Here is a 23,987-nt window from a genome sequence, read left to right on the forward strand (position 1 = left end):
CTTCTAAGAGCGCCTGCGCAGTCGGGCCGCGTCGCGTTCGGGGTTGACGCCGAGGAGTGCCGCGAGTCCGCCCACGAGCACCATGCCGCCGAAGATCTGGAAGGCCCGTCCGTAGCCGTCGGCGGGGTTGGCGGCCTGGTCGACTATCCAGCCGGTGAGGTACGGGCCGTAGACGCCGCCGAGGGACATCAGGGCCATGAAGATGCCGAGGGTACTGGCGAGTTGGCGAGGCGGCACGATCTCCGCCAGGCCGGCGTTGAACAGCGGGAAGATGCTGGCGCCGAAGGCGTAGCCGAGTGAGACGACGGCCACCGCCGCGGCCGGCGTGCCGATGCTCGGCAGCAGCGCCATCGTGGCACCGCACACCAGCAGTGCGACCGAGGGGACGACGCCCCGCAGGACGCGCGAGGTGGCGCCGCGCGCGATCAGCCGGTCGCCGATCCAGGAGAGCCCGAACATGACCACGATCGACGCAATGCTCGGGAAGCCGAACATGGTGCCGGCCTGCACGCGGCTGTAGCCGAGGCCCATTTCGAAGTACGACGGCAGCCAGGTCAGCACCACGGTCACCAGGGCATACATCGACATCGTCGCGAGTGCGGACGCGAGGAACGTGGGCGACAGGAGCACCTTGGCCCACGGGACGGCGGGCTCGTCGGCGGTCCCGGTCGCCCCGCCGGCCCCGGCGGCCTTGTCCGCACCGTACGGGCCGGGAGTCCAGGTCGGGAGCCAGATCACCAGCCAGACCAGACCCGCGGCCGCGAGGACCACGAAGGCGGTCCGCCATCCGTAGGCGGCGACCACGACCGCCAGTCCGGGGGCGACCGCGATCTTGGCGATCGAGGCGCACGCCGTGATGCACGCCGAGGGCAGGCCGCGCTTCTCGCGCGGGTGCCAGGAGTAGAGCGCCGTGTGGATGATCGGGCCCGACGGCCCCTCCAGGAAGCCGAGCAGCATCCGGCTCAGCAGCAGGACGGTGAAGGTCGCGGAGACGACCAACGGGAGCATGGCGAACGACCAGCCGACCGCGAGGAGCGCGAGCGACCACTTCAGGGTCATCCACCGGTTGAGCAGGCCCGCGACCAGGTTGCCGACGGTGAAGGTCAGGAAGAACGAGCTGCCGATCAGGCCGATCTGCGAGGAGGTGAGGTGCAGTTCTTCGGCGAGCGGCTGGGCCACCAGGCCGAACACGGCCTTGTCGGCCCAGTTCACGATGTACAGCAGCATCAGCAGGCCGGTGAAACCCCAGGCTTTGGCCCGGGACTCACCGGCGGACGGGGCCGGCGCTGCGCGGGTACCGGGCACTTCGGTTGTCGGCACGGGTGTCTCCTTCGGGGAGGGGTACGCCTCGTCGGCGGGCAGTCCGCGGCACCGGTGGGGGACGGTCTGAAGAGAAACCAGACGAACGCTCGCTAAGGTAATCGGCGGCCCAGGGCCTGTCCACGCTCCGGACACGATGGGTCGAAGCGGGGGGGGCGGGTGTCGAAGCGGGGTGAGTGGTCGTCGAGCGGATGAGTGGGGCGAGCTGGCTGACGACTCATCGCGGCGCGGCTTTGGCGATCGGCACGGAAAGGCCGACGAGTGAGACCCCTCGACAGAAAATTAACGACCGCTTAGTATCCGAGGCCGAGCCGCCTGGACACGAGAGACACGAGAGAGAGGCCGACCATGAACGGCGCCCAGTCGCTGATCCGCACTCTCGTCCGGGCCGGCGTGGACGTGTGTTTCGGCAACCCCGGCACCTCGGAAATGCACTTCGTCGCCGCGCTCGACGCCGTACCCGAGATGCGCGGAGTGCTCGGCCTGTTCGAGGGTGTCGTCACCGGAGCCGCCGACGGCTACGCGCGGATCGCCGGCAAGCCGGCGGCCACCCTGCTGCACCTGGGCCCCGGCCTCGGCAACGGGCTGGCCAATCTCCACAACGGCCGCCGCGCCCACACCCCGATCGTGAACGTGGTGGGCGATCACGCGACGTACCACAAGAAGTACGACGCGCCGCTGGAGTCCGACATCGAGCCGGTGGCCGGGTCGGTGAGCGGCTGGGTGCGGCGGTGCGAACGGGTCACCGACGTCGGAGCCGACGCGGCGGCGACGGTGGCCGCGTCGATGGAACCGCCGGGGCAGGTCGCGACGCTCATCCTGCCCGCCGACGCCTCGTGGGGCGAGGGCGGCGAGGTGGCCGCACCACTGCCCGTACGTACCCCTCCGGCTCCCGACGCCCGGGCCGTGTCGGCCGTCGCCGACGTGCTGCGCAGCGGCGAACCCGTCGCGCTGCTGATCGGCGGCCGGGCCTGCCGGGCGGCCGGGCTCCGCGCCACGAGCCGGATCGCGAACGCCACCGGCGCGCGGGCCTTCGTGGAGACCTTCCCCGCGCGGCTGGAGCGGGGCGCGGGCCTGCCCGCGATCGAGCGGCTCGGTTACTTCGCCGAGCAGGCCGCGAAGCAACTGGACGGCGTCGCGCATCTGATCGTCGCCGGGACCGGCTCTCCCGTGTCGTTCTTCGCCTACCCGGACCGGCCGAGCGACCTGGTGCCCGAGGGAGCTCGTGTGCACACCCTCGCCGGGCCGGGCGAGGACGTGGTCGCCGCGCTGGAGGCGCTGGCCGGGCAGGTGGCCGCCGACACCGCGCCGACCGTGGCGGAGGCCGCCCGGCCGGCACTGCCGAGCGGCCCTCTCACCAGGAAGAACTGGGCCGATGTCGTCGGTGCGCTGCTCCCCGACGGCGCGATCGTCGCCGATGAGGCGAACACCTCGGGAGCGTCCCTGCCGCAGGCCACGGCCGGCGCGCCCCGGCACGACGTACTGACCCTGACCGGCGGCGCGATCGGCCAGGGCATACCGGTGGCCACCGGAGCGGCCATCGCGGCACCGGACCGCCCGGTGCTCAACGTGGAGGCCGACGGCAGCGCGATGTACACCATTTCGGCGCTGTGGACGCAGGCCCGCGAGAACCTCGACGTCACGACGGTGATCCTCAACAACAACGCCTATGCGGTACTCCGCCTCGAAATGCAACGGGTGGGCGCCGACCTGTCCGGCCCGGCCGCGAAAACACTCCTCGACCTCTCCTCCCCCGCGCTGGACTTCGTCCGGATTGCCGAAGGCATGGGCGTCCCGGCCTCCCGGGCGACCACCTGCGAAGAGCTCGCCGGCCAACTCCGGCGCGCCTTCGCGGAACCGGGGCCGCATCTGATCGAGGCGATGGTCCCGGCGGCGCTGTAAGTCCCGGAGGTACAGGCGGTCCGCAGCCGTCGTTCTTGGCGACCAGCCGTCAGCCGCCAGCCGTCAGCCGTCAACGCAGGGCAACCGCCGCGCCCGTTCGTTCGGTGGCCATCCTGACCGCGAAGCCCGCCAGCGCGGTGCCCATCACATAGCGGTGCAGACGCTGCCAGAGCGGGTGCCGGGCGAAGAACCCGGCGACGGAGCCGGCCATCACGATGAAGAACGCGTTGCCCGCGACCCCCACCGCGATCTGGGTCAGCCCCAACACCATTCCCTGCAGGCCGACGTTGCCGCGCTCCGGGTCGACGAACTGCGGGAGCAGCGAGATGTAGAGGATGGCCACCTTGGGATTGAGCACACAGGTGAGGAAGCCCATCAGGAAGAGCTTTCGGGTCCCGTCCTGCGCCAACTCCTGGGGCGCGAAGGCGGATCGGCCGCCCGGCCGGACGGCCTTCCAGGCCAGCCAGAGCAGGTAGGCCGCGCCGGCCAGCTTCATCGCCAGATAGATCTCCGGCACCAGCGCGAAGACGGTGGCGATACCGGCGGACACCGCGATGAGGTAGACCAGGAAGCCGAGGGCGACCCCGGCCAGCGAGACCAGCCCCGCCCGGCGGCCCTGAGCGATCGAGCGGGAGACCAGGTAGATCATGTTCGGCCCCGGCGACAGCACCATGCCGAGCTCCACCAGCGCGATCCCCGCTATAGCTCCCAGCCCGACCACAGCACTACCTCCGTACACACGTTCGCCTGGACGCAACCTATCAGCCCACGGTCATATGCAGCGCCTGGCTCACGGCCGCCCTCGCCCTCAGCAGCGCGGCCATCGCTTCCTTGGCGTCCACGGAATCCCGGACACTCTCGGCATCGGCATCACCGGAGGACGAAACTCGCGTTACTTTGAGGGACGGGCGGGCCGACAGGCGAGAGGCGGGACACCGGGTGCGCTACTACCTCTACTTGTCCGACGCGAAGCTGGACATGCTCTTCGAGCAGATTCCGCGGAAGCTCCTCCCCCGGCTCGTGACGGAGGCCAAGGTCGACCTCAAGGTCGTCAGCTTCTCGGTACAGCGGCCGCAGACGGAGCTCTCGCGCTACGACCGGCTGGAGATCGTCGAGGCGTATCTGGAACGCGAGTACGACGTCGGCTGGATGACGGAGCCGGCCTTCTGGTTCCGTGGCGAGTCGGGGCTGCGGGTCTCGGGAGCCGACGGCGCCGGGGGCCCGGTGCTCATGACGGGCACGGACAGCGACCCGGTGGTAGTACTGATCGGGTCCGCGCATCACGTGATGGGCGGTGAGCAACCGTCGCCCGAGCTGGGCCGGGTGGGCCATTCGTGGCTGCCGTCGCTCCACAGGCTGCTGGAGAACTCCCGGCCCGGCCCGCGCTCCATGGAAACCCCGTCCCTGGACACCCGTTCCCTGGACGACCGGGGAACTCTGCGCGACTCCCTGGCGTTCGCCCAACAGGCGACCGGGCCTGCCATATGGTGCGAATTCCTGGCCCGGCAGCTGATGCGGGGCACGGTCACCGGCGAGGAGGGCCGGACCCGGGAAGTGGTCATCGGCACTCCGCTGTATGTGGCGATGTGCGACGAGATCCAGGCGCCGTGAAGGGGCGGACGACGGGGGTCGCCCGGCTGCGGCTGGCAGGTGATGCCGAGGGCCTGGCCCGGGTCGCGCAGCACGGAGACGACCTCTCGGCGGCGCAGGCCACCGCACTGCTCGCCGACCTCGGCGGCCAGTACGCCCGCGATGTACTGCTGCGCTGCGTGGAGCGGCACCACGCACGCCTCCGCGTCGAGGCGTACGACGACCACCGCCTCGCCCCCCTGCTGGAGGCAGTGCGAGGACTCGGACGGCTGGGGGAACAACGCTCGGTACCGCTGCTGTGCCGACTCCTGGACGACGGGCGGCAGAAACTCGGCTATCTGACCTACCGCCTCGAAGTCGCCGTGCTCCAGGCGCTGGTGGACCTCGGGGCTCCAGAAGGCACGGAGCTGCTTCTGGAGCGGTTGGCGCGGGAACCGGAATCGACACACGTCCGTTTGATGAGTGAGGTCAAGGACCCGGACGCGGTCGTACCGCTGCTGGCCGTGCTCTGGAACGTACTGCCCGGATACGCCGTCGAGGCGGTACAGGCACTCGGGTCCTTCCGCGATGCCCGCACGGCGCCGGCTCTGCTGTATCTCGCCGACTCCACTACACCCTCGCCACGACTCCGCAGAGCGGCGCTCCGGGCCCTCACGGAGCTGCCCGGAGCGCCGTGGGCAACCCCACTGCGCTTCCGGAACGTCTCGCACAAGCTGCGGACCCTCCTGCACGACGACGACCGGGAAACGGCCTCACTGGCTGCCGGATTGCTGGCCCGCACCGAGGACGGCCGGCAGACCCTGGCCGCCATACTCCGCTACCCGCACGGCAGGCACGGCAGGTCGGTACGGCAGTCCTACTCGTCCGAGACCGCCTGCATCGCGGCCTGCGGCGTAGTACGCGACAATCCCACCGTCTTCCGCGAGGCCGGTCTCGCCCGGGAGTTGACGCGGCTGCTCGCCGGGACCGCGCCACGTACGGTACGCCGGGCCGCGGCCGCGGCCCTCGGGGCACTGGGCGGCGAGGCGGCGGTCAATGTCCTGGTGAGCGGGCTGGCGGACGACCGGATCGCCGACGCCGTGGCCGAGGCGATCGCCCGGCTTCCGGAGCCACCGACGCAACGACTGCTGGCGCTGCTCGCCGGGGCCGAGGGCGACGGCGGTACTGCCGAGCGCAGAGGTGCGGCCGTTGCCCTCGGGCTCATGACATGCACGGACGCCGCCCCGCAGCTCGTGGCCGCCCTCGATCCGGCGGGCCGGGCATCGCTGCGGGCCGCGGCGGTGGATGCGTTGGGAACCCTGCGGTACGGGCCCGCGGCCGGTCCGTTGGGAGCACTGGCCCTGGACGACGCGGAGCCACGCAGCCTCCAGGCCCGTACCGTACGGGCGCTGGGACTGATCGCCGCACCGGACTCACTGCCGGTCCTGCTGGCGGCCACCCACTCCCCCTCCGAGGCGGTGCGCCTGCGCGCAGCCGAGGCACTCGGCCACTTCCCTGCGGACGAGGCGGTCGCCCGACTCGGCACCATGGCCACAACGGAAGTGAGTACGGGCGGTACGGACATCGCACGGGCCGCGATCCAGTCCCTGGGCCGGATCGGTCCCCCCGCCATCACCACACTGTCGACGCTCGTGGGACGCGCGAGCGAGTGGCCGCTGCCCGTCCAACGGGCGCTGGCCACCGCGCTCGCCGAATGCCCCGGCTCCGAGGCCATCGCCGCCCTCGCCCGTCTGGCCGACCGGCCCTTCCCGGAGGACATCCGGTGCCTCGCGGCCGAGGCGCTGAGCGAGCGACGGGACCCGGAGTGCGTGGCGCCGCTGATCCGGTACCTGGACACCGTTCAGTACTACGGGAAGGGCATCGCGCTGCGCGGACTGGCGCGGATCGCGACGGAGGAGGCCGTCGAACGCGTCATCGCGCACTTCGAGGACCAACTCCCGGGCGCCCACGCCGATTACCGCGATGCGGCCCGCGCGGCGCTCGCCGTCATCGCGGCGAACCGGCGTCCGGGCCCCGCGACACCGGCGTCAGCTGCCCGCCTTCGGCAGGTGGGCGAGGAAGTCCAGTAGTGCCACGTTGACCTCTTCGGGGCGTTCCTGCTGGGTCCAGTGGCCGCAGCCGGGGAGTGTCACGCTGCGGTGCAGCTTCGGCGCGATCGTGTCGAGCGAGCCGATGACCCGGTCGATGCCGTGCAGCGAGGTGACCATGTCGCGGTCGCCGACGACGTACAGCGCCGGGACGTCGATGCCGCGGCCGCGGAAGACGGCCAGGAGTTCGTTGTTGCGCTCGATGTTGCGGTACCAGTTGAGGGGGCCGGTGAAGGCCCGGTCCCCGTGCCGGGCGTAGTCGTCGGCGAAGGCGTCGATGTCCTCGGGGGTGAGCCAGCCGGGCAGCTCCGGGTCCGGTCCGGCGCCGAGCAGCGGGGCGCCTTCGGGCACGATCCAGGGACGCGGCCGTGCGTTGGCCGGGTTGTCGCCCGAACCGTTGAAGAGCATGCGGCGGAAGGTCGAGGCGAGATCCCGCGCCAACTCGGCGTCGGCGGCGCCCGGTTCCTGGAAGTACACCTGGTAGTAGCGGTCACCGTACTGCTGCCGGGTGACCGACGGCGGGGCCATGCCGCCGGGCAGTACGGGCGGGACGCTGAGGCCGGCGACGGCCCGTACGACGTCCGGGCGGAGCATGGCCGTCGTCCAGGCGACCGGCGCGCCCCAGTCGTGGCCGACGACCACGGCCTGCTCCTCGCCGAGCGCGTGGATCAGGCCGATCACATCGCCGGTGAGGTGCAGCAGGCTGTACGCGTCGGTCTCGGCGGGCTGCTCACTGCGGGCGTAACCGCGCTGGTCGGGCGCCACCACCCGGTACCCGGCGGCGGCCAGCGGCGCGAACTGGTGCCGCCAGGAGTACCAGCTCTCCGGAAACCCGTGCAGCAGGACGACGAGCGGGCCTTCGCCCTGCTCGGCGACGTGCAGTGTGACTCCGTTGACCTCAACGGAGCTGTGCTTGATCCCGGCGTGCTCGGCAGCCACGGCTACTCCTGACGTTGCGTCTGGACAGACAGTACGGTCCGGGTCGCGCCCGGCTACCCGTGAGTACAACATCCGTCCCGGGTCAGGAATTCGCCGGGGTTCCCCGCACGGCGCGCGGCCGACGCGCGTCCATGCAGTCCTCCAGATGATCGATGAGGTCATCGGCCGCCCCCAGGCTGGTGCTGCGATCGGTGATCACGGTATGACCGTCGTGCTCCAACCGGTACTCGAAGCGGTCGCCTGAACCTGCGTCGATGCTGCGGGCGGGAAGGCCGGCGAAGTCGACCGCCTCCAGCAGCGAGCCGAGCTTCTCCCGCTCGGCCCCCGACAGATCCCGCCCCGCATGCCTGCCCTCGCGGTCAACGAGAACCACCGACGCACCGGGCCCCACCTCGATACCGCGCTGAACACCCGCAATACCACCACTGACGCCAAGACTCACCGCATCACTCCCGGACGCGACCGACTCTCCACACCCGACCAGCAACAACACACCCGTAAGCAGAGCAAGAAACCGCCCGGTACACGTCGCCATACTTCCGCCTCCGCCGGCTCAGATTGGCGCCACTTTACTGAGGAGACGGCCGATTCATCGCCGACACGACTCGACGGGACTCCCGCCAGCCGTGGCCGACATCTCCGAGAGCGCTCTCACGCGCTTATTGACAGGGGCACGTCAGCGGCGCTTCACTCGCGGAGGCAGACAGGTCCGGACCAATTGAGGCGGGTCATTATGTCCCTTCGTATGCCCTTCAACGTGTCGTCAGGAGAGCGGCGACGGCGCCTGCGCGGCGTCGCACTGGCTACTGCGGTGGTCACCGCGGCGCTGAGCTGGGCCCCCGGCTCGGCCGTCGCGGCGCCGCCGACGGACGCGCCCAGCGCGGCGATACGCGCCGTAACGTTCGAGGACACCTTCGACGGGCCCGCCGGGGCAGCGGTCGACGGTGGCAAGTGGCAGACCGAGACCGGTGACAACGTCAACAACCATGAGCGGCAGTACTACACGGCGGGGAATGCCAACGCCGCCCTGAACGGCCAGGGTCAGCTGGTCATCACCGCGCGCAAGGAGAATCCCGGCAACTACCAGTGCTGGTACGGGCGTTGTGAGTACACCTCGGCGCGGCTGAACACCGCGGGCCGCTTCACCGCGAAGTACGGCCACGTCGAGGCGCGGATGAAGGTGCCGCGCGGGCAGGGCATGTGGCCGGCGTTCTGGATGCTCGGTGACGACATCGGCCAGGTCGGCTGGCCGAACAGCGGTGAGATCGACATCATGGAGAACGTCGGCTTCGAGCCAAGTACGGTGCACGGCACGCTGCACGGCCCCGGTTACTCGGGCAGCGGCGGCATCGGCGCGGCGTACTCACTCCCGAACGGGCAGGCATTCGCCGACGCGTTCCACACCTTCGCCATCGACTGGGCGCCCGACTCCATCACCTGGTCCGTGGACGGCACCGTCTACCAGCGCCGCACGCCCGCCGATCTCGGCGGCAAGACCTGGGTGTTCAACAAGCCCTTCTTCCTCATCCTCAACCTCGCCGTCGGCGGCTACTGGCCCGGCGACCCCGACGGCTCGACGTCCTTCCCGCAACAGCTCGTCGTCGACCACGTCCGCGTCACGACCTCGGACACGGCCGGCTAGCCGAGCACCACGTCGTGGCCGAGTTCTCCGCGCTCGCCGGGGTGCTGGTCGATGAAGGTGTAGCCGTCGCCGACGAGCACGGTGGACGCCTGTGGCCGGTGCCCGTCGGCGGTGGCGATCAGTACGTAGCTGCCGGCGGCGGGTACCGGCAAGTCGTATCCGCCGTCCGGCCCCACCGGCACGCGGCCCGACTGCCGCCCCCGCGGGGAGATGAGGGTGACGGTCGCGGCACGAACCGGGGCCCCTTCGGCATCCCGTACAAAGCCATGGATGTGGCTTCCGCTGGTGTCGGTTCCCGTGCTTGGCTGGGCCTGTCGCTGTTGCTGTTGCTGTTGCTGTTGCTCCTGTGCCTGCTCCTGAACCTCACCACCTGTGGTTGCCTTCTCCTGAACCTGAACACCTGTGGTGTCCGCCGCCTCCTGCAGAGAGTTCGCCGTCTTCAGTGGCACCTCCCTGATGCACAGGGCCAGCAGGAATGCCATGCAGGCGAAGGGGGCGGCGTAGAGGAAGACATCGGCGATGCCGTGTCCGTAGCTGCTTTCGACGATCCCGCGGATCGTGGGAGGGAGCTCGTCCAGGTCGGGGATGTTGCCCCCGCCGTGCGTGTGCGGCATCGGGATGCCGAGCGAGGCGAAGCCGTCCTTCATGTACCGGCTGATCCGCGTGGAGAGCGCGGCGCCCAGCGCGGAGACGCCGATGGCGCCGCCGAGGGTACGGAAGAACGTGACGAGCGAGCTGGCCGCGCCCAGGTCCTTCGGGGCGACCTGGTTCTGTACCGCGAGTACCAGGTTCTGCTGCATCAGGCCGATGCCGATGCCGAGTACGGTCATGTAGACGACGACCTGCCAGTACGGGGTGTCGTACCGCATCAGGCCCAGCGTGGCCGCGCCGCCGGTCAGGAAGAGTCCGCCGCCGACGAGGAATATCTTCCAGCGCCCGGTGCGGGTGATGATCCGGCCCGAGCCCATCGAGGCGACGAGCAGCCCCGCCACCATCGGGATGGTCGAGACGCCCGACATGGTCGGGGTCTGACCGCGGGAGAGCTGGAAGTACTGGCTGAGGAAGACGGTGCCCGCGAACATCGCGACGCCGACGAAGACGCTGGCGAGGGAGGTGAGTGTGATGGTCGCGTTGCGGAACAGCCGCAGCGGGATGATCGGTTCGCTCGCCCGGGTCTCGACGAAGAGGAAGACCAGGCCCAGCACGACGGCGCCGGGCACCATCACATACGTCTGCCAGGACAGCCAGTCGTACGCGTCGCCGGCCAGCGTGACCCACACCATCAGCAGGGAGACCGCGGCGGTGACGAAGAAGGCGCCCAGCCAGTCGGCCTTCACCTGGCGCTTGACCACCGGCAGATGAATGGTCTTCTGGAGCACGATCATCGCGAGCACGGCGAAGGGTACGACCGCGTAGAAGCACCAGCGCCAGCCGAGCCAGTCGGTGTCGGTGATGACGCCGCCGATCAGCGGGCCGGACACGGTGCCGACGGCGTACGTCGCGCCGAGGTAGCCGCTGTACCGGCCGCGCTCGCGCGGCGACACCATGGCCGCCATGATCACCTGGGACAGCGCGGACAGCCCGCCCGCGCCGATGCCCTGCACCACGCGGCAGGCGATCAGCATCCCGGCGTTCTGCGAGAACCCGGCGACGACCGAGGCAACGATGTAGAGCAGCAGCGCGAACTGGACCAGGAGCTTCTTGCTCACCAGGTCCGACATCTTGCCCCACAGCGGGGTGGTCGCCGTGACCGAGAGCAGCGCCGCCGTGACGACCCAGGTGTACGCGCTCTGCCCGCCGCCGACGTCGGCGAGGATGGTCGGCAGTGCCGAGGAGACGATGGTGGAGGACAGCACCGCGACGAACATCCCGAGCATGAGCCCGGACAGCGCCTCCATGATCTGCCGGTGCGACATGGCGGCGGCGTGCGCGCCCTGTCCCCCGTGCCCCTGTCCCCCGAGCCGGGAACTGCCGGACCGCGCCTCTGCGGATGCTGCTGTTGTCGTCATGGCCTTCCTCTTGCTGCCCCCAGCACTAGCTCTCCAGCACTAGCTGCCCAGCACTAGTTGGGTAGCGCAACCATAATTCACTTGGTTGCTGCATTCAACTGAGCGGCGAGACGTCGCCACTTCTTCTGGCGAGACGGCACTCCTTCTAGAGTGGTCTCACGGCAGGACGCACGCCGGGGGGTGGTCCAGCGATGGCGTACCAACAGCGAATCGACCGGCGCAGGCCGGGATGCTTCCTCTTCCTCGTCGACCAGTCATGGTCCATGCGCGAAAGCATCGGCGACACCGATGTCCCGAAAGCGCAAGCACTGAGCGAGACCGTCAACGACGCGCTCTACGCCATACTCATCGAGTGCACCATGGACGTGCGGGAAGAGCCCCGGCACTACTTCGACATCGGTGTGGTCGGTTACGGCGGCGCTCGCCAAGCCGTTCCCCTTCTGGGTCGTGGGCAGGGCGACGGACTGATCCCCAGCTCGGATCTGCCCCGGCATGCGCGCGTCGTGACACGCGAAAAGCTGGCAGCCGATGAGACCGGCACGTATCGAATGGTCAATCGCCGTTCGATGGTCTGGCTGGATCCCTTGTGGGACGGCTCGACTCCCATGTGCACCGCGCTCCAACGGGCACGCCAGATCCTCAAAGGCTGGGTCTCCCAGCACCGGGACTCCTTCCCTCCCATAGTGCTGCACATCACTGATGGCATGGCCACGGACGGCGATCCCCGGCCTGTTGCTGCGCGCCTGCGAAAGCTGAGCACCTCGGACGGCAACGTGCTGCTGTTCAATCTCCATTTGTCCGCCGAGGGCGGCGAACCGGTGTACTTTCCTGCGGACGCGCTCACAGATGCCGAAGCAAACACTCAAGTGCTGTTCGAGATGTCGAGCGAGCTGCCTGTCAGCCTGATCACACAGTCCGGGTACACGGACCGGATCGTCTCGGGTGCGCGGGGCTTCGTTTACAACGCCGACATACCGGAATTGATTGACTTCGTGCAGATCGGCACAGCGGGCCCCGGGATCTGCTGAAGTGAACGGTATCGGGGCCAGGGCCACTCCCCGGGTCACGCTCAGGGCAGAAGTCATGGGATTGCCGAAGACTCCGGGGGAACCCAGCGAGGACGCGGCGGCCCACGACCTCGGATTGGGACGCGTCGCGGTCGCCGACGGCGCCTCGCGAGCGTTGGGGTCCGGGGCCTGGGCGCAGTGCCTGGTACACCGCTTCGTCACCGCGCCTCCCCGCGGATTCGATCCCGTCCGGCTGCGTACCTGGGCCACTGCGGCCGCCGACGATTGGGCCGCCGGTGTGGACCTTCCCTCGGATGCTCCGCCCTACCTGGTAGACGCAGTGGCCAGAGGAAGCGCGGCCACCCTGCTCGGCATACTCGTGGACCCGTCCCCGGCCGGCACGAACAGCGTGTGGTGGCGGGCGGTGGCCATCGGCGACACCTGTCTGTTCGCGTTGCGGAACGATAGCGTCGTCGAGGCATTCCCGCTGGACGAGCCGGGGCAGTTCAACTCCACCCCCGCCTTGATACCCACGGCCGCAACGGCGCTCGCGAAAGCGTTCCACCGGCCCCGTACCACTCGTGGTGCTTGCGGGGTGGGTGACAGCCTCCTGGTGATGACCGACGCGCTGGCGCGGTGGACGCTGCGCCGCGCAGCGCAAGACGGTGGCGTGTGGCGATTTCTCAGCCGAGTGGAACGCACACGATTCGAAGACACCGTACGTACTCTCCGGGATAGGCAGGAGGTGGAAGCGGACGACATCACCTTCCTGCGCTGCCGGGCCGTCCCCGCCCCCGCGCCTGGCGCCCCTGGCTCATGACGACACCGCGAGCAGTTCCTCGGGGCCGCGGCCCGGATCAGTGGCCTGCGCGCAATCATTGGCGAGGTGCCGGGCAAGAGCGGCTACGCGGCTGTCCGGGGATACCGCCAGCCGTTTCCACAGATTCGTGCGACCGGGCTGCCGGAAGTCCGGAGCGCGGAAGATCAGGTTCTCTTGCGTGTGCAGCTCCCAGAGCGCAGGGTCCGCGGCCACCGCAAGCATGGACAGGAAGATGACCGAGGCGGGGAACGCATCCAGCTGGAATGCCTCGGCCGATCGCCTCTGGTGCGGATGCTGGTAGTCGGGATGGCCCGCTTCCGATCGGGGCCACTGCCCGGTGCCCGGGACCCACACACTGTCCAGGTCGACCAGCCGGAGCCGCAGGTCCTCATCGACAAGTACGTTGCCGTGCTGCAGATCGCCGTGTCCCACCCCCGAGCGACGGAGCTGCGCGAGGACGACACGCCAGTTCGCCGCCATGTGACGCAGCGCGCGTGGCTCGTCGAGACGGTCGGCAACCGCAGTGTCCAACGTGCCACCAGGGATCCAGGGCATCAGGACCACCGGCCACCATGCGCCTCTGACCAGAATGCCGGGGTCGACCCACTCGGCCGCCGTCAGTACGGGACAGGGGCTGCTTCGTACATGCCGAACGAGGGCGTTGTACCGACGCGCGCCTTCCGCCGGCGCCCGCGTCATGCAGCGCACGGCCCAGGGGCCACCCGGTCCGGTCAGCCGGAAAACCACCGCGTTCCGTCCCGATGCGGTGCGCGGCATTCCGAGCCGGTCCTGCTCGACCTCACCCGCGCGGAGCCTGGGATCGGCGAAGGCCATGCTTGGATCCTGTACGACCTGGGCATAATCGACCTTCGCTGGCCATGGCCCCCGTTCGGGCACCTCCGGACTCATCCCCGATACACCACCCGTCCACGCAGCTCTCTGCCTTCCACCGAGGCCCACAGCCGCAGCACGGCGAGCACCTGTCCTGTCCGGCCACCCGCGTCCAGTGGGATGTCGTTGCCACCGGTACGCTGCCGGGCCTCCTTGTACGAAGGGGCCAATACCTCGACGGCAACATCGGCGCCACGCTCCCGTGCCCGGCGCCGCAGGTCCAGGACGATGCGCTGCGATGCCTGCGCGAGCTCTGCCCACCAGCTGCCCGGCGCGGCAGGAGGCAGGTGGACGACCGAGCACACGGCCTCATCGACGGCCAGTGCCGCCCGCAGTGCCGCAGGCGAATCGCCGGCCTGCCGGGCCAGCCGGTCGATGCGACCGTTGAGTTCGCGCACATAGGCGTTTCGGTGCTCGGCCTCTTGCAAGGGCAATAGACCTCGGTGCGTGAGGCTCTCCAGACCGTGGTGCAGCTGTTCGTCCATGGCGGCCAGGCCCGTGACCCACTGGGCCAGTACCGCGTACTTGTCGGCGGGAGCCGGCACAGCGGACGTCCGGCCCTCACCGACGATGCGCAGTCCCGGGACGTCGTGCTCTGGCAGCGGTGGCACCAGCAGATGTTCCTCCTCCAGCGCGGGCCATTCGGTCCACCGCTCCCGCCCGGCACACCCGGCTCGCGCTCCCATGACACGGGCCCGCTCCCGCCACCGGTCGGCGTACGGCCTCGGCAGCCTCAACAAGGTCAGATGGAACCAACGCCACAGTCGCGCGACGTCGGCGGCGGCCGGCACGGCCAGCGGTCCGAGATAGTCGGCCGCCTCCCCACTTGTCGCCAGCTCTCCGGCGAGCGTCGCGAGCTCGTCACCGGCGCGGCTCTTGGGCGTTTCCGCGGCGAGGGCGACGCCGGGCTCCTCCCGCCGGTGTGCGAGCAGTTCGTCCAGTTCATGCAGTGCCTCGCGGCAGGACGCGGCCCCCGGGTCGTCACCTTGCGTGTCGAGCAGCTCATGCAGTGCCGCGCGGACACCGGTGAGCTGCGCGCGTGCCGTCACAGCGAGCAACGACCCGCGCTCGGCACACAGCCTCCTCAGCGCGTCCACGGCAGGTCAGTGAGCCCCGTTGAAGGGATCACGCTCGGCGAAGCGCGGAGCGCGTACATCGTCCATTTCCACGCGAAGGACTGATCCTGCCTTGTGCCACATGTCCGCCATCGACCGGGCTTCCCAGTACGGCACGGGGGCCTGATGCACTGCCAGGTGCCCGCGCTCGTCGAGAGTGGCGACGTATTCCGCCTTGTCCTGCCACGGCTGTCCGCGCACCGGTGCGGGCACGGGAACGACGTCGATGAGTTCGTCCCGACGGTCCGGGATTCTGGGGAAACGCAGGTAGAACGGCCAACCGTCCAGAGAGGGGACGCCCAGCCTGCCACTCGTGGCGCCCCAGAACGTCGCGGCCTCTTCCTCCTCGCCCGTCCTGAACAGTTGATCGAAGCGGATTCCCGCTGTCGGGTCCGGCCGGCCGGCCTCTGGACGACCTTCCGCGCACCGCGGGTCCTCTTTCAGGTCGAAGACGACGGTGCCGGTGTCCGGCCGGTCCCCCGCGACCCGTGTGTCCACGACGATCTGCATCGGCTCCCAGCCGCCAACTGTGGAGTCGGGCAGCTCGACCCGGCAGAACTGCTCGCCTCCGACCACGTATTGCGGTTCGCCGCGGCACAGGTGAACCTGCAGGAAGAGGTCGGCATCCACCTCGACCTGGAAGGACACCTCATTCGCCCACTGCTCCATGTCCAGCTCGAAGCCCGGCTCGTGCTGCTTGACCCAGGCATCGGCGTCGAACGCGCCCCATTGGATCCATCCGGTACCCGTACCGCGGTGCACCACCAAACTCTGCGGAAGCCTCTCCCACTCGCTGCGCACCGCCCAGTTGCCCCTCGGACCGGTGGGACTCAGACGTGTCCCGGAGGTCAGCATGGAATCCGTGGGGGTGGGGCCCGCCGCCAGCTGGAAGGTGGCACCGAAGTCGCAGGGCAGGTAGTAGCGGAGATTGTCGACCTCGATGCGGAGTACGTACCTCCCGCGTTCCAGCACCTTGCGGGCCGTTCCCTCCGTGTGGGCGAAGCGCCTCACGTGATGTCCCCAGCAGGCTCCGATGGACGTCGCCAGCTTGGCGTACTGCTGCTCTTCCACCGCGATGCCGGCCGCGTTCCACACCACGTCGTCCTCGGCATTCAGCCGTTCCACCAGAGCCTGGCGGATGAGCGGCATGCGGCTGCTCTTGCCCGTCAGGAAGATCCGGTCCAGCTGTCGGCCGTCCAGCCCCTTGGCCAGCGCGACGGTGAGGTCCATGATCTCATCGACGACGGGGCGGAGAAGTTCTTCAAACACCGATGCGTCCATCAGCGGCGACCAGTCGCTGCCGAGCTCGTCGGCCGCACCGGTGCGGGCGAGGATCGCCGCCACTTCGTCGGGGGGCGCCAGGTACTCCTCAATCCCCCTTCCCAGTTCGTACTTGGCTTCCTCGGCCAACCGCCACAGCATCCAGAAGGTCTGCTCGGCCTTGCCCCGCTCCGCGGCGGGCAGGGCGTCCCACCGCGTGGGAAGCACCATGTCCACGAGGTCGCTTGGATAATCGTCGGATTCAAACCCCTGATGCAGTAGAGATCCGGGCACGTAGCGCCCGTCCACTGCGAAGGGCTTCTTCAGGCTGCCCACCACCCGCTCGTAGCGGTCCGCCTTGCTCTGGAGGAGATGATCCGCGAGCGCGGACTTGTACCAGCGGAAAAGCTTCAAGGTCATCAGATCACCGCCGAGCTGGAGGTGCCCGGTGGATCCCAGCAGCTTGGGAGTGAGGACATACAGCCGCCCGGTGAAGCGTGGATCCACGCGCGGTGCCGGAGTCGGCGTGCGGTCCTTCAGGAGCAGGCTGATCAACCCCAGATCGGTGGTGCCACCGCCGATGTCGAGGGTCAGGGCGTTCTGCTGCCAGGCTGCGCCCCCGGCCAGAACGCGGCACCTGGACCGGAACGACTCGACCCCGGCGGCGAAGTCGCCGCCGAAATCCCGCATGATGAAGAAGAGCGCTGCGGCCACCGCCTCATCGAACTGGGTGTCCACCAGAGTCACGCCCAGCCCGGTCCGGCCGTCCGCGCCCGCTCCGACCAGATCGCGAAGGCGGCGCCGCACTCCGGGTGGCGCGATGGTGGGATAGGTCATCACGACATGATCAATCTTGCCTTGGTGGAGCTTCTTGGGGTTGGCGGCAATGTATTCGTCGCCCTGGTCCAACAGATACCGGAGCCCCTCTCGTATGAGGTCGTCGGCCGTGGTCGGGCTGCCGTCCGCACGGGCGGGCAGGTCGGCCATCGGCTCGTCACGCCCGAGATGTTGCTTGAGGCCCCGGTACGCACGTGGGGTGCCGTTTGCCGTTCCCGTGACGGAGATGCGTTCTTCTCCCATGCGGGCCCGCAGCTCGGGCTCGGTGCTCAGCACTTCGATCCGGCTGGCGATCTCGGCTCCGCCGACTTGGTCGAGCTCCGCCGGGAAAAGGCGGAGAACATCCAACGGCAACTCGGCGAAGGCCCGGTCGTAGCACGCGTGGAGGAGCGGCGACACCTGTTGCAGCAACGGTTCACCGTAAGCGGCCAGCCGTAACTCCAGGGCAGTGTAGAGCCGGTGCAGCCAAGCGTCCCCGCCGTATCCTCCGCGTAGCGCATCGGCCAGAGCACCGCCCGGATCCGCAGTCTTGTCGTCAGCCGTTCCAGGCATCAGCTGACGAGCCACATCATGCAACAGCTGCCGCCAGCGCTTGGCTTCCGCACCAGTTGGTGGTGGGGAGGCCAGCACGCCGGCGAGCTCCCGTCGCAGGCATGCCTCCTGGTGCCGGGACATCGGGCGGAGTTCCAGCTGCCACATGTCGTGGATGGTCAGGGTCGAGTTGGTCGTTCCGAAGTCCACCGCCGCGAAACCCTTGTGCCGGGCGGCGCCCTGCGGTACTCGCCCCGCCGGCACGGCCTCGGTCGGGGCGGCTGCCGCAGAGTTCCCTCCCGGCCCGGTGCCGCCAAGGCCCTGTCGCCTGCCTTCGGGCTCCGTCGCCGGACGTGCTTCCCCGCGCTGCTCGTCGTCGCTGTCCTGTGGTGAATCGAGGTGCAACGTCATGGTGACTTCCAGCGTTTTGCGGATAGTGCGGACCGGACGCCCGGTGAGCGCACTCAGATCGTGGTAGTGCACACGCACCGTCAACGGCAGCTCGGTCGCACCGAGCTCACCAGGTAGCGCCATAGGTTGACCGCTGTCCACCGTCGTGGGCTCGGTCACCACCCGGCCGTCGGCTCCAGCCCACTGCGCGCGCAGCGGGGTCAGCAGTTCCGCCGGGAGGGCAGGTGGCGCGGCCACCTCCGTCCGCATGACGAGAACCCCGGTCCCGGGGGTCGGCGAAAGCTGCAGTACGGGAAGATGCAGGCCGGACCGGGGGCCGGTGAGAGTGAAGCCCTTCCCCCCGTCGTCCGGCACGCAAGACGGGTCTGATGAGACGAACCGCGCGTGGAGGCCCATGACCCTCGCTCCTCATCTCAGGACGACTGCCGTTGTGTACGGCGGCGCAGTCGATGGGACATGCGGGCACCGGACGTCGGCGGGGACAGCATCTCCAGCTTTGCGGCGAATTCCAGGATTGCTGTCTGCGGTGCCTCATCGGTCCCGCCCGTTCCCGAGCGAAGCAGTTCGAGCGTATCGGGGGCATTGATCAGGTCCTCGGCCGCGTCGATGTACTTGTCCGCAGTGGAGGCGATCCGCCTCTCCTCCGCGGCCAGATGTCCCGAGACCAGGTAGAGCAGGGCGGATACCAGTTCTCGGCGTACACGCACCGCGTGCACAATGTGCCGCTCCAACGGGTCCCGGCCGTCCGGCATCTCCGGATGCCAGGTCAGCGCTCGATCCAGGCGGAGGGGGTAGGCCGCGTCCGCGTCGGCCGCCTTCGGCTCGACCGCGGGGATCTGCCGAAATTGCTCGATCCACTCATCGACATCCACGATGACCAGGAGCTCCGCCAGCCGCTGATTGAATTCCGGCTTCGCCTCGCCCTGTTGCCGCACGGCCAGGCTTTCCCACTGCTCGTAGAGCTCATCCATCGAATCCGCGTAAGGGTCCAGCCGTTGTTCATACTCGGCGAGTACCTGCCCCCTGAGTACCCGGAGGAGTTCACGATAACAATCGCGAAACTGTTCAAGCATTTCTTCGGGCTCGCCAGGGAGAGCCGTTCCGCCTGTCTTGGGACTTGCCTGATCGGTCACCGTAAGGCCGAGTTGACGCGCTTTGCGCGCAGCGCGCTCACCGATGCTGCCGAGGCCGGAGGTTATTGCGGATTCCCGTGCCGTGATGAGCTGCTTGTCCCGGTCCACCGCACCGAAGAGGCGTTTCCACTGCGGCCACCGAGCGACCAGGCCGGCCGCCTCGGCCTCGATACGCCTCCGCGCGGCCTCGCGCGGCGCGGATTCGCTGCGCAGCACGAGGCTTTCCCGAAGGTCCGCCAACAATCGGCGAGTGCGGCCGAGGGCCTCATGTATCTCATCATGGACAGGCAGCTCGTCCATCTCGGGAGAACAGTCCCGGGCGATGGTGATCAAAGACAGCCGGTGCCTGTCCACGGCCTCGGCACGTCGGCGCACTGCGTCCAGTTTGAGGGGGCCGCCATGGATCCTGGCGTGCCGGGTGAGCCTGCCCCTCAGGTAGTCCAGTCCGCCGTCCTTGGCGAATTCCTCCAACGCCCGACCCAGCGGCGTCCCGTGATCGTCTTCGTCCAGACGTTCGGCCACTTGTTTCCACAGGGTGACGACGGGGGCTGCTCTGTTCAGAGCCTGATCGAATCGCAGCCGAGCGCGGAAATCCTGGTCCAGGCGGAGAATACCCGCCCTGGCCATGACGTCCAGCCCCACCACTGCGGAGGCCAGCACGAGTTGTTTTTCCTGAGTGCCCAACGGTAGCCGATAAGCGGCCTTCACCAGCTTGTTCAGCACCGCCATGTCCGCGAGACCCATCAGCTTGCGCTCCGTCAGGGCAGCAGAGCTGTCCAGAGCAGCATGCAAGGCTGCTGGGGCCACAGGCATTTCGTCGAAACGACCGCTCGCGACGAGGAGACACTCCCGCAGTATCTCCTCCGGACGCTGCGGCCGTCCGTCCGCAGTGGGCTCACGGAGCATGTCGAAGAAATCTTGTTCGCTCCCCACAGGCCCGTGCTGGGCATTGATGAGAACAAGGATGGTGTGAATGTCGCGGAGTTCACGGATACTCAGGAACCGGTCCCGCTGCCTGGACTCTTGGCTATTGAGGCCGGCGGAGTCCACGAGCGTGAGCCCACCCTCTTCCCCCAAATCCCAGATCCGAGGCGGAACGCGGACCGTAAGCTCCACCCGCCGGATGAGCTGCGACGTATCGGCCAGCACCTTGTCGGGGACCCAGTCACCCTCACCCACGTCAGCGCGGGCTTCGCCCGCTCGCCCGGCCTGGGCAAGCTGCACGTCCGGCAGAGTCATCGCGCGCTTCGCCTGTTCGTCCGAGACGCGGTATCGCCGACCGAGCAGCTGCGCGCCGCTCTGATACGCGGCGTCCAGCGATTGGATCTCCTTCATGAGAGAGCCGGCGACCGGTCCCAGCACGCTCCCGGCGTGCTCGCTGCACCACGTCGTCAGCGCCGCCCAGCCTTCTCGCGACGGACGGGCCGCTGCCAGCTCGGAGACAGCCTGATCACTCAGCTTTTCCGGACCCACCACCCTGACGAGCTCTTGGTGAAGGTGTGACATGAGTTCTGCCGTCTCAGCGGGGGTGCAGTATGTGACAGCGCGGCCCACTGTCGTGGGGCGGGATGCGTCATCAGGTGCCTGGGCGATGTGGATGGCGGTGACATTTCCGGTCGTCGCCACATCGCTGACGGCAAGGAGGCCGGGCATGCCCAGGAGCGCCTCGATGAGCAAGGTCTTCCCGGCGCTGTACTCACCCACCACACCCACTGTCAGCGGGTCGGACACCTCTGTCACGAGTTGGCGGGCAGCCTGCAGCGCCGCTGCGCGCTCCGCCGTCAGTTCACGGCAATCGACGTCCGCCGGGGCGCCGTTCAACACCTCGATCAGATTTTCCGCCCATTGCACATATGCGGCTGTCCCCAATTCCGCCATGCCGTCGCCTCCCCCATGTCCGCCGGCAGGCATCGATAGACCAATGTCTCGCAAGATCCGCATGCGGGACAACCGCCCGTGCCGCATTCCCGCATTCCGACGCCGACGGTACTCATCCCACCTCTTCCTTGGGATGCTCGCCGCATGAGTTCGAACAGTCATGAACACCACGGAGATCCGTACACGCCCCGCCCTGGAGAGCATCAGCTCCCGTATTCTCCGACTTCTCCCCCACAGGAGCCCTTTTCCCCTCAGCCCTCATCCGGTTCACCTCCCTCTGCGGTCTCCAGCCACTCAGCTGAACCGACTCCTCGCCCTCGGCGACACCGGCTCAGGCGTGCACTGGTCGCGCTGGTCACCGTTCTTCTCCTCGGCGGAGGAGGCATCACGGCTGTCAAACTCGATTTATTCGAGGGAAACGGGCCGGGGCCTTCATATTCTCCTTATGTCCCGGACACAACTGAGCCGGAGACAACGGAACCGGAAACAACGGAAGCGGACACAACGCCGCCTGAAGAGGAGAGCCTCGCCACCGTCGTGTCCCATACCGAGCTATCCGTCGGCGACTGCGTCATCTGGCACGACACTTACGTGGAACGAGTGGACTGCGACACGGCCCACCAGTACGAACTCTTCGCCACCCTGCCGCCACTTGGCGGCTCTCAATACCCCGGCAGGAAAGCTGCCAAATCGGACGCCGACGATAAGTGCAGCGAAGAATTTATCGCTTTCTTGGATGCATATTCGGGACCGGAGACTCTGCGGGCGAGCCACCTCGCGCCTGACGAGGAAGAATGGTATGCCGACGAATCCGTGCAATGCTATCTCAAGGACATCGACGGAAGCTCCCTCTACGGATCAGCATTGGACGACGCCCCGAACTACCAGCGCCACGAATACCCTTGATGATGCTGCCGAGAACGGTGCCTCATGAGGCACCTCATGAGGCGACAGAAACATTTCTGCGCAATTATGCATAGCATTCCGGACTAGGTGGCGCATCGACTTCCCACAGTCAGAACGCTAACGTTATCCGGGATGGCCCTACTGTGCGGCGGGGCCTCTGAGGCATGGACCATGGGGGCGGCGATGGCTCTCCAATTACTGATCGAAGGCGAAGCCGCCGGGCGGGCCGCCGAGGAACTGACGGACATCAACGGCCTGTCGGTGGAACTGAGCCATCCGGAAGAGGCCGGGCCGGTGAGGGAGCCGGTGACGCTCACGGTGATCGCGACGGTGGCCGGAATCCTCAGCGGCAGCGCAACCGTGGCGGACCTCGTCCTGAAGTGGTATCGCCGGCACAAGGACGCACCCGATACACCGATCGAGAAAGTCGTGCTCGTCCATGGTGATCGCCGCGTTCTGCTCGACCAGGTAACCGTAGGACAGTTGGCTGATCTGCTGCAGGAATCCTCCCGGCAGGGGAACCCCGAAGCGCCGTCCTGACACCCGAGGTGGCGACAACGGTGAAAGACACGCGTCAGGGCTGCGTCACAGTGACGCTCCGGCAGGTGCGCGCCGGCCAGGTCAGGTTGCGCTATGAGTACGACGACGGTGCCTCCCCGACGCTCGCCGAGGTATCCACGGACGAGGTCAAGGGCTTGTTGAACCGTGCCGAAACCGATTACTACGCCATACCACCGGACGACCCAGAGCAACGCAATCGACTGCTGGAGAAGCTCGGGCGGAACCTGTACGACTTCATCGACCATGACCGCTGCCTCTCCGCCTACCGAGAGCGGTCCAAGGGCCTGCGTGACCTGATCACGCTGGCGATCAGGAACGAAGCTCCCGCGGACGTCTGGATGGACCACCTCCCGTGGGAGTTGCTGCACAACGGGCGGGGGTTCCTCGTCGCGGGAGCCCCTCCTTTGGTCCCGGTGCGGCTCGTCGGTGGTGCCGCCTGGCCCACCGGGCCGAAGCAGCGAGCCCTGCGCATCCTCTTCATGGCCTGCGCACCCGAAGACGTGCCTGCCCGGCTGGCCTACGAAGCGGAGGAAGGAGCGATCAGGGCCGCCACGAGCCGACACGCAGGGCAGTTCAGGACCGAGGTCAGCGGCAACCTCGACCGTCTGAGCAACCTCCTCCACGACTATGCCCCGGACCATTTCGACGTCGTACACATCAGCGGGCATGCCCGGCACGGCACAGGCGGTCCCCGTTTTCTCACCATGGGCGCGGACGGCAAGGCGGTCGAGGTGAGCTCGGAAGATCTCCGGGACACCTGGGAATTCACCAGTCCCACGCTGATCTTCCTCTCCGGCTGCCGTACCGGCGAAGCCTCCGAGGTGGGAGTCGTGCCCTCGCTCGCCCAAGCGCTCGCTGAGGGACCCGGGCCCGCCGATCGTGATCGGCTGGGGCCGGCAGGTTCCGGACGCGTTCGCCGTGGAGGCGACGGCGAAGTTCTACCAGTCCTTGGCCCAAGGGCTCTCACCCGTGGCCTGTCTGGCGCTCACGTACCGCCAACTGCTGGAACACGGGGCGGCACACTGGCACTTGCTTCGCATGTTCGTGCGGGGCAGCGGACTGCCTGGCCCCCTTGTGCTACCGAGCCATGAGGCATTTCGCGACGTGGCTGTAAGAAGGCGACTGGGGTTCCGGCCGAGGCGCAATGA

General features: G+C 68.4%; 17 protein-coding genes and 1 pseudogene. 9 read left to right on the forward strand and 9 right to left on the reverse strand.

The window, feature by feature from the left end:
• Positions 1-3: 3 nt before the first annotated feature.
• Positions 4-1,320, reverse strand: coding sequence for an MFS transporter (locus ACIGXO_RS01085; protein WP_399778727.1), 1,317 nt, complete (start codon positions 1,318-1,320; stop codon positions 4-6).
• Between the two features lie 348 nt (positions 1,321-1,668).
• Here ACIGXO_RS01085 and ACIGXO_RS01090 point away from each other — a divergent pair, with 348 nt between their 5' ends.
• Complete coding sequence (locus tag ACIGXO_RS01090) at positions 1,669-3,222, forward strand: acetolactate synthase large subunit (protein WP_399778729.1); 1,554 nt, start codon at positions 1,669-1,671, stop codon at positions 3,220-3,222.
• A gap of 70 nt (positions 3,223-3,292) precedes the next feature.
• Here ACIGXO_RS01090 and ACIGXO_RS01095 read toward each other — a convergent pair whose 3' ends face one another.
• Positions 3,293-3,943 (reverse strand): LysE family translocator, encoded by a 651-nt coding sequence (locus tag ACIGXO_RS01095; protein ID WP_399778731.1) that lies wholly within the window; start codon positions 3,941-3,943, stop codon positions 3,293-3,295.
• Between the two features lie 218 nt (positions 3,944-4,161).
• Here ACIGXO_RS01095 and ACIGXO_RS01100 point away from each other — a divergent pair, with 218 nt between their 5' ends.
• Entirely contained in the window at positions 4,162-4,833 is a 672-nt protein-coding gene (locus tag ACIGXO_RS01100; protein WP_399778733.1) for a DUF7019 family protein, read from the forward strand.
• The gene (locus tag ACIGXO_RS01105) at positions 4,830-6,881 is read left to right on the forward strand and encodes a HEAT repeat domain-containing protein (RefSeq protein ID WP_399778735.1); all 2,052 of its coding nucleotides are present in this window, start codon (positions 4,830-4,832) and stop codon (positions 6,879-6,881) included. The genes ACIGXO_RS01100 and ACIGXO_RS01105 overlap by 4 nt, the downstream gene beginning before the upstream one ends.
• Here ACIGXO_RS01105 and ACIGXO_RS01110 read toward each other — a convergent pair.
• Both ACIGXO_RS01110 and ACIGXO_RS01115 read right to left on the reverse strand, forming a co-directional pair.
• Positions 6,840-7,838, reverse strand: a complete 999-nt coding sequence (locus tag ACIGXO_RS01110) for an alpha/beta fold hydrolase (protein ID WP_399778737.1) — start codon at positions 7,836-7,838, stop codon at positions 6,840-6,842. The two genes, ACIGXO_RS01105 and ACIGXO_RS01110, sit on opposite strands and share 42 nt — an antisense overlap.
• Before the next feature lie 82 nt (positions 7,839-7,920).
• Positions 7,921-8,280, reverse strand: coding sequence for a hypothetical protein (locus tag ACIGXO_RS01115; protein WP_399778738.1), 360 nt, complete (start codon positions 8,278-8,280; stop codon positions 7,921-7,923).
• Positions 8,281-8,583: 303 nt separating this feature from the next.
• Here ACIGXO_RS01115 and ACIGXO_RS01120 point away from each other — a divergent pair, with 303 nt between their 5' ends.
• Positions 8,584-9,480, forward strand: a complete 897-nt coding sequence (locus tag ACIGXO_RS01120; RefSeq protein WP_399778740.1) for a family 16 glycosylhydrolase — start codon at positions 8,584-8,586, stop codon at positions 9,478-9,480.
• A 65-nt stretch (positions 9,481-9,545) separates the two neighbouring features.
• On the opposite strand, the pseudogene ACIGXO_RS01125 reads toward ACIGXO_RS01120, so the two are convergent.
• Positions 9,546-11,489 (reverse strand): annotated as a pseudogene (locus ACIGXO_RS01125) (MFS transporter); the annotation flags it as partial.
• Between the two features lie 191 nt (positions 11,490-11,680).
• On the opposite strand from ACIGXO_RS01125, the gene ACIGXO_RS01130 reads away from it, so the two are divergent.
• Complete coding sequence (locus ACIGXO_RS01130; protein WP_399778742.1) at positions 11,681-12,517, forward strand: vWA domain-containing protein; 837 nt, start codon at positions 11,681-11,683, stop codon at positions 12,515-12,517.
• A 55-nt stretch (positions 12,518-12,572) separates the two neighbouring features.
• Positions 12,573-13,316, forward strand: a complete 744-nt coding sequence (locus tag ACIGXO_RS01135) for a protein phosphatase 2C domain-containing protein (RefSeq protein ID WP_399778743.1) — start codon at positions 12,573-12,575, stop codon at positions 13,314-13,316.
• Here the strand turns inward: ACIGXO_RS01135 and ACIGXO_RS01140 are convergent.
• The 4 genes from ACIGXO_RS01140 to ACIGXO_RS01155 form a co-directional block, all read right to left on the reverse strand.
• Positions 13,311-14,150, reverse strand: coding sequence for a phosphotransferase (locus ACIGXO_RS01140; RefSeq protein ID WP_399778744.1), 840 nt, complete (start codon positions 14,148-14,150; stop codon positions 13,311-13,313). The two genes, ACIGXO_RS01135 and ACIGXO_RS01140, sit on opposite strands and share 6 nt — an antisense overlap.
• A gap of 71 nt (positions 14,151-14,221) precedes the next feature.
• Positions 14,222-15,304, reverse strand: coding sequence for a hypothetical protein (locus ACIGXO_RS01145; RefSeq protein ID WP_399778745.1), 1,083 nt, complete (start codon positions 15,302-15,304; stop codon positions 14,222-14,224).
• A gap of 6 nt (positions 15,305-15,310) precedes the next feature.
• Complete coding sequence (locus ACIGXO_RS01150; RefSeq protein ID WP_399778747.1) at positions 15,311-18,610, reverse strand: Hsp70 family protein; 3,300 nt, start codon at positions 18,608-18,610, stop codon at positions 15,311-15,313.
• A gap of 164 nt (positions 18,611-18,774) precedes the next feature.
• Positions 18,775-21,372, reverse strand: a complete 2,598-nt coding sequence (locus ACIGXO_RS01155) for a hypothetical protein (RefSeq protein WP_399778749.1) — start codon at positions 21,370-21,372, stop codon at positions 18,775-18,777.
• Positions 21,373-21,963: 591 nt separating this feature from the next.
• Between ACIGXO_RS01155 and ACIGXO_RS01160 the strand changes: the two genes are divergently transcribed.
• The 3 genes from ACIGXO_RS01160 to ACIGXO_RS01170 all read left to right on the forward strand — a co-directional run bounded on the left by ACIGXO_RS01160 (position 21,964) and on the right by ACIGXO_RS01170 (position 23,930).
• Positions 21,964-22,278, forward strand: coding sequence for a hypothetical protein (locus tag ACIGXO_RS01160; RefSeq protein WP_399778751.1), 315 nt, complete (start codon positions 21,964-21,966; stop codon positions 22,276-22,278).
• Positions 22,279-22,449: 171 nt separating this feature from the next.
• Positions 22,450-22,818 carry a hypothetical protein gene (locus tag ACIGXO_RS01165; RefSeq protein WP_399778753.1) on the forward strand — a complete coding sequence of 123 codons (369 nt, stop codon included), beginning with the start codon at positions 22,450-22,452 and terminating at the stop codon, positions 22,816-22,818.
• 20 nt (positions 22,819-22,838) lie between these two features.
• Complete coding sequence (locus tag ACIGXO_RS01170; RefSeq protein ID WP_399778755.1) at positions 22,839-23,930, forward strand: CHAT domain-containing protein; 1,092 nt, start codon at positions 22,839-22,841, stop codon at positions 23,928-23,930.
• Positions 23,931-23,987 lie beyond the last annotated feature (57 nt).

The organism is Streptomyces sp. NPDC053542, from assembly GCF_044544685.1.
GTDB lineage: Bacteria > Actinomycetota > Actinomycetes > Streptomycetales > Streptomycetaceae > Streptomyces.

Bases quoted from the DNA above. Each gene is read 5' to 3' on its own strand.
- ACIGXO_RS01090 (WP_399778729.1), top strand. From the start codon at position 1,669: ATGAACGGCGCCCAGTCGCTGATCCGCACTCTCGTCCGGGCCGGCGTG.
- ACIGXO_RS01165 (WP_399778753.1), top strand. From the start codon at position 22,450: ATGGGGGCGGCGATGGCTCTCCAATTACTGATCGAAGGCGAAGCCGCC.
- ACIGXO_RS01155 (WP_399778749.1), bottom strand. From the start codon at position 21,372: ATGGCGGAATTGGGGACAGCCGCATATGTGCAATGGGCGGAAAATCTG.
- ACIGXO_RS01130 (WP_399778742.1), top strand. From the start codon at position 11,681: ATGGCGTACCAACAGCGAATCGACCGGCGCAGGCCGGGATGCTTCCTC.
- ACIGXO_RS01135 (WP_399778743.1), top strand. From the start codon at position 12,573: ATGGGATTGCCGAAGACTCCGGGGGAACCCAGCGAGGACGCGGCGGCC.
- ACIGXO_RS01140 (WP_399778744.1), bottom strand. From the start codon at position 14,150: ATGGCCTTCGCCGATCCCAGGCTCCGCGCGGGTGAGGTCGAGCAGGAC.
- ACIGXO_RS01120 (WP_399778740.1), top strand. From the start codon at position 8,584: ATGCCCTTCAACGTGTCGTCAGGAGAGCGGCGACGGCGCCTGCGCGGC.
- ACIGXO_RS01150 (WP_399778747.1), bottom strand. From the start codon at position 18,610: ATGCGGACGGAGGTGGCCGCGCCACCTGCCCTCCCGGCGGAACTGCTG.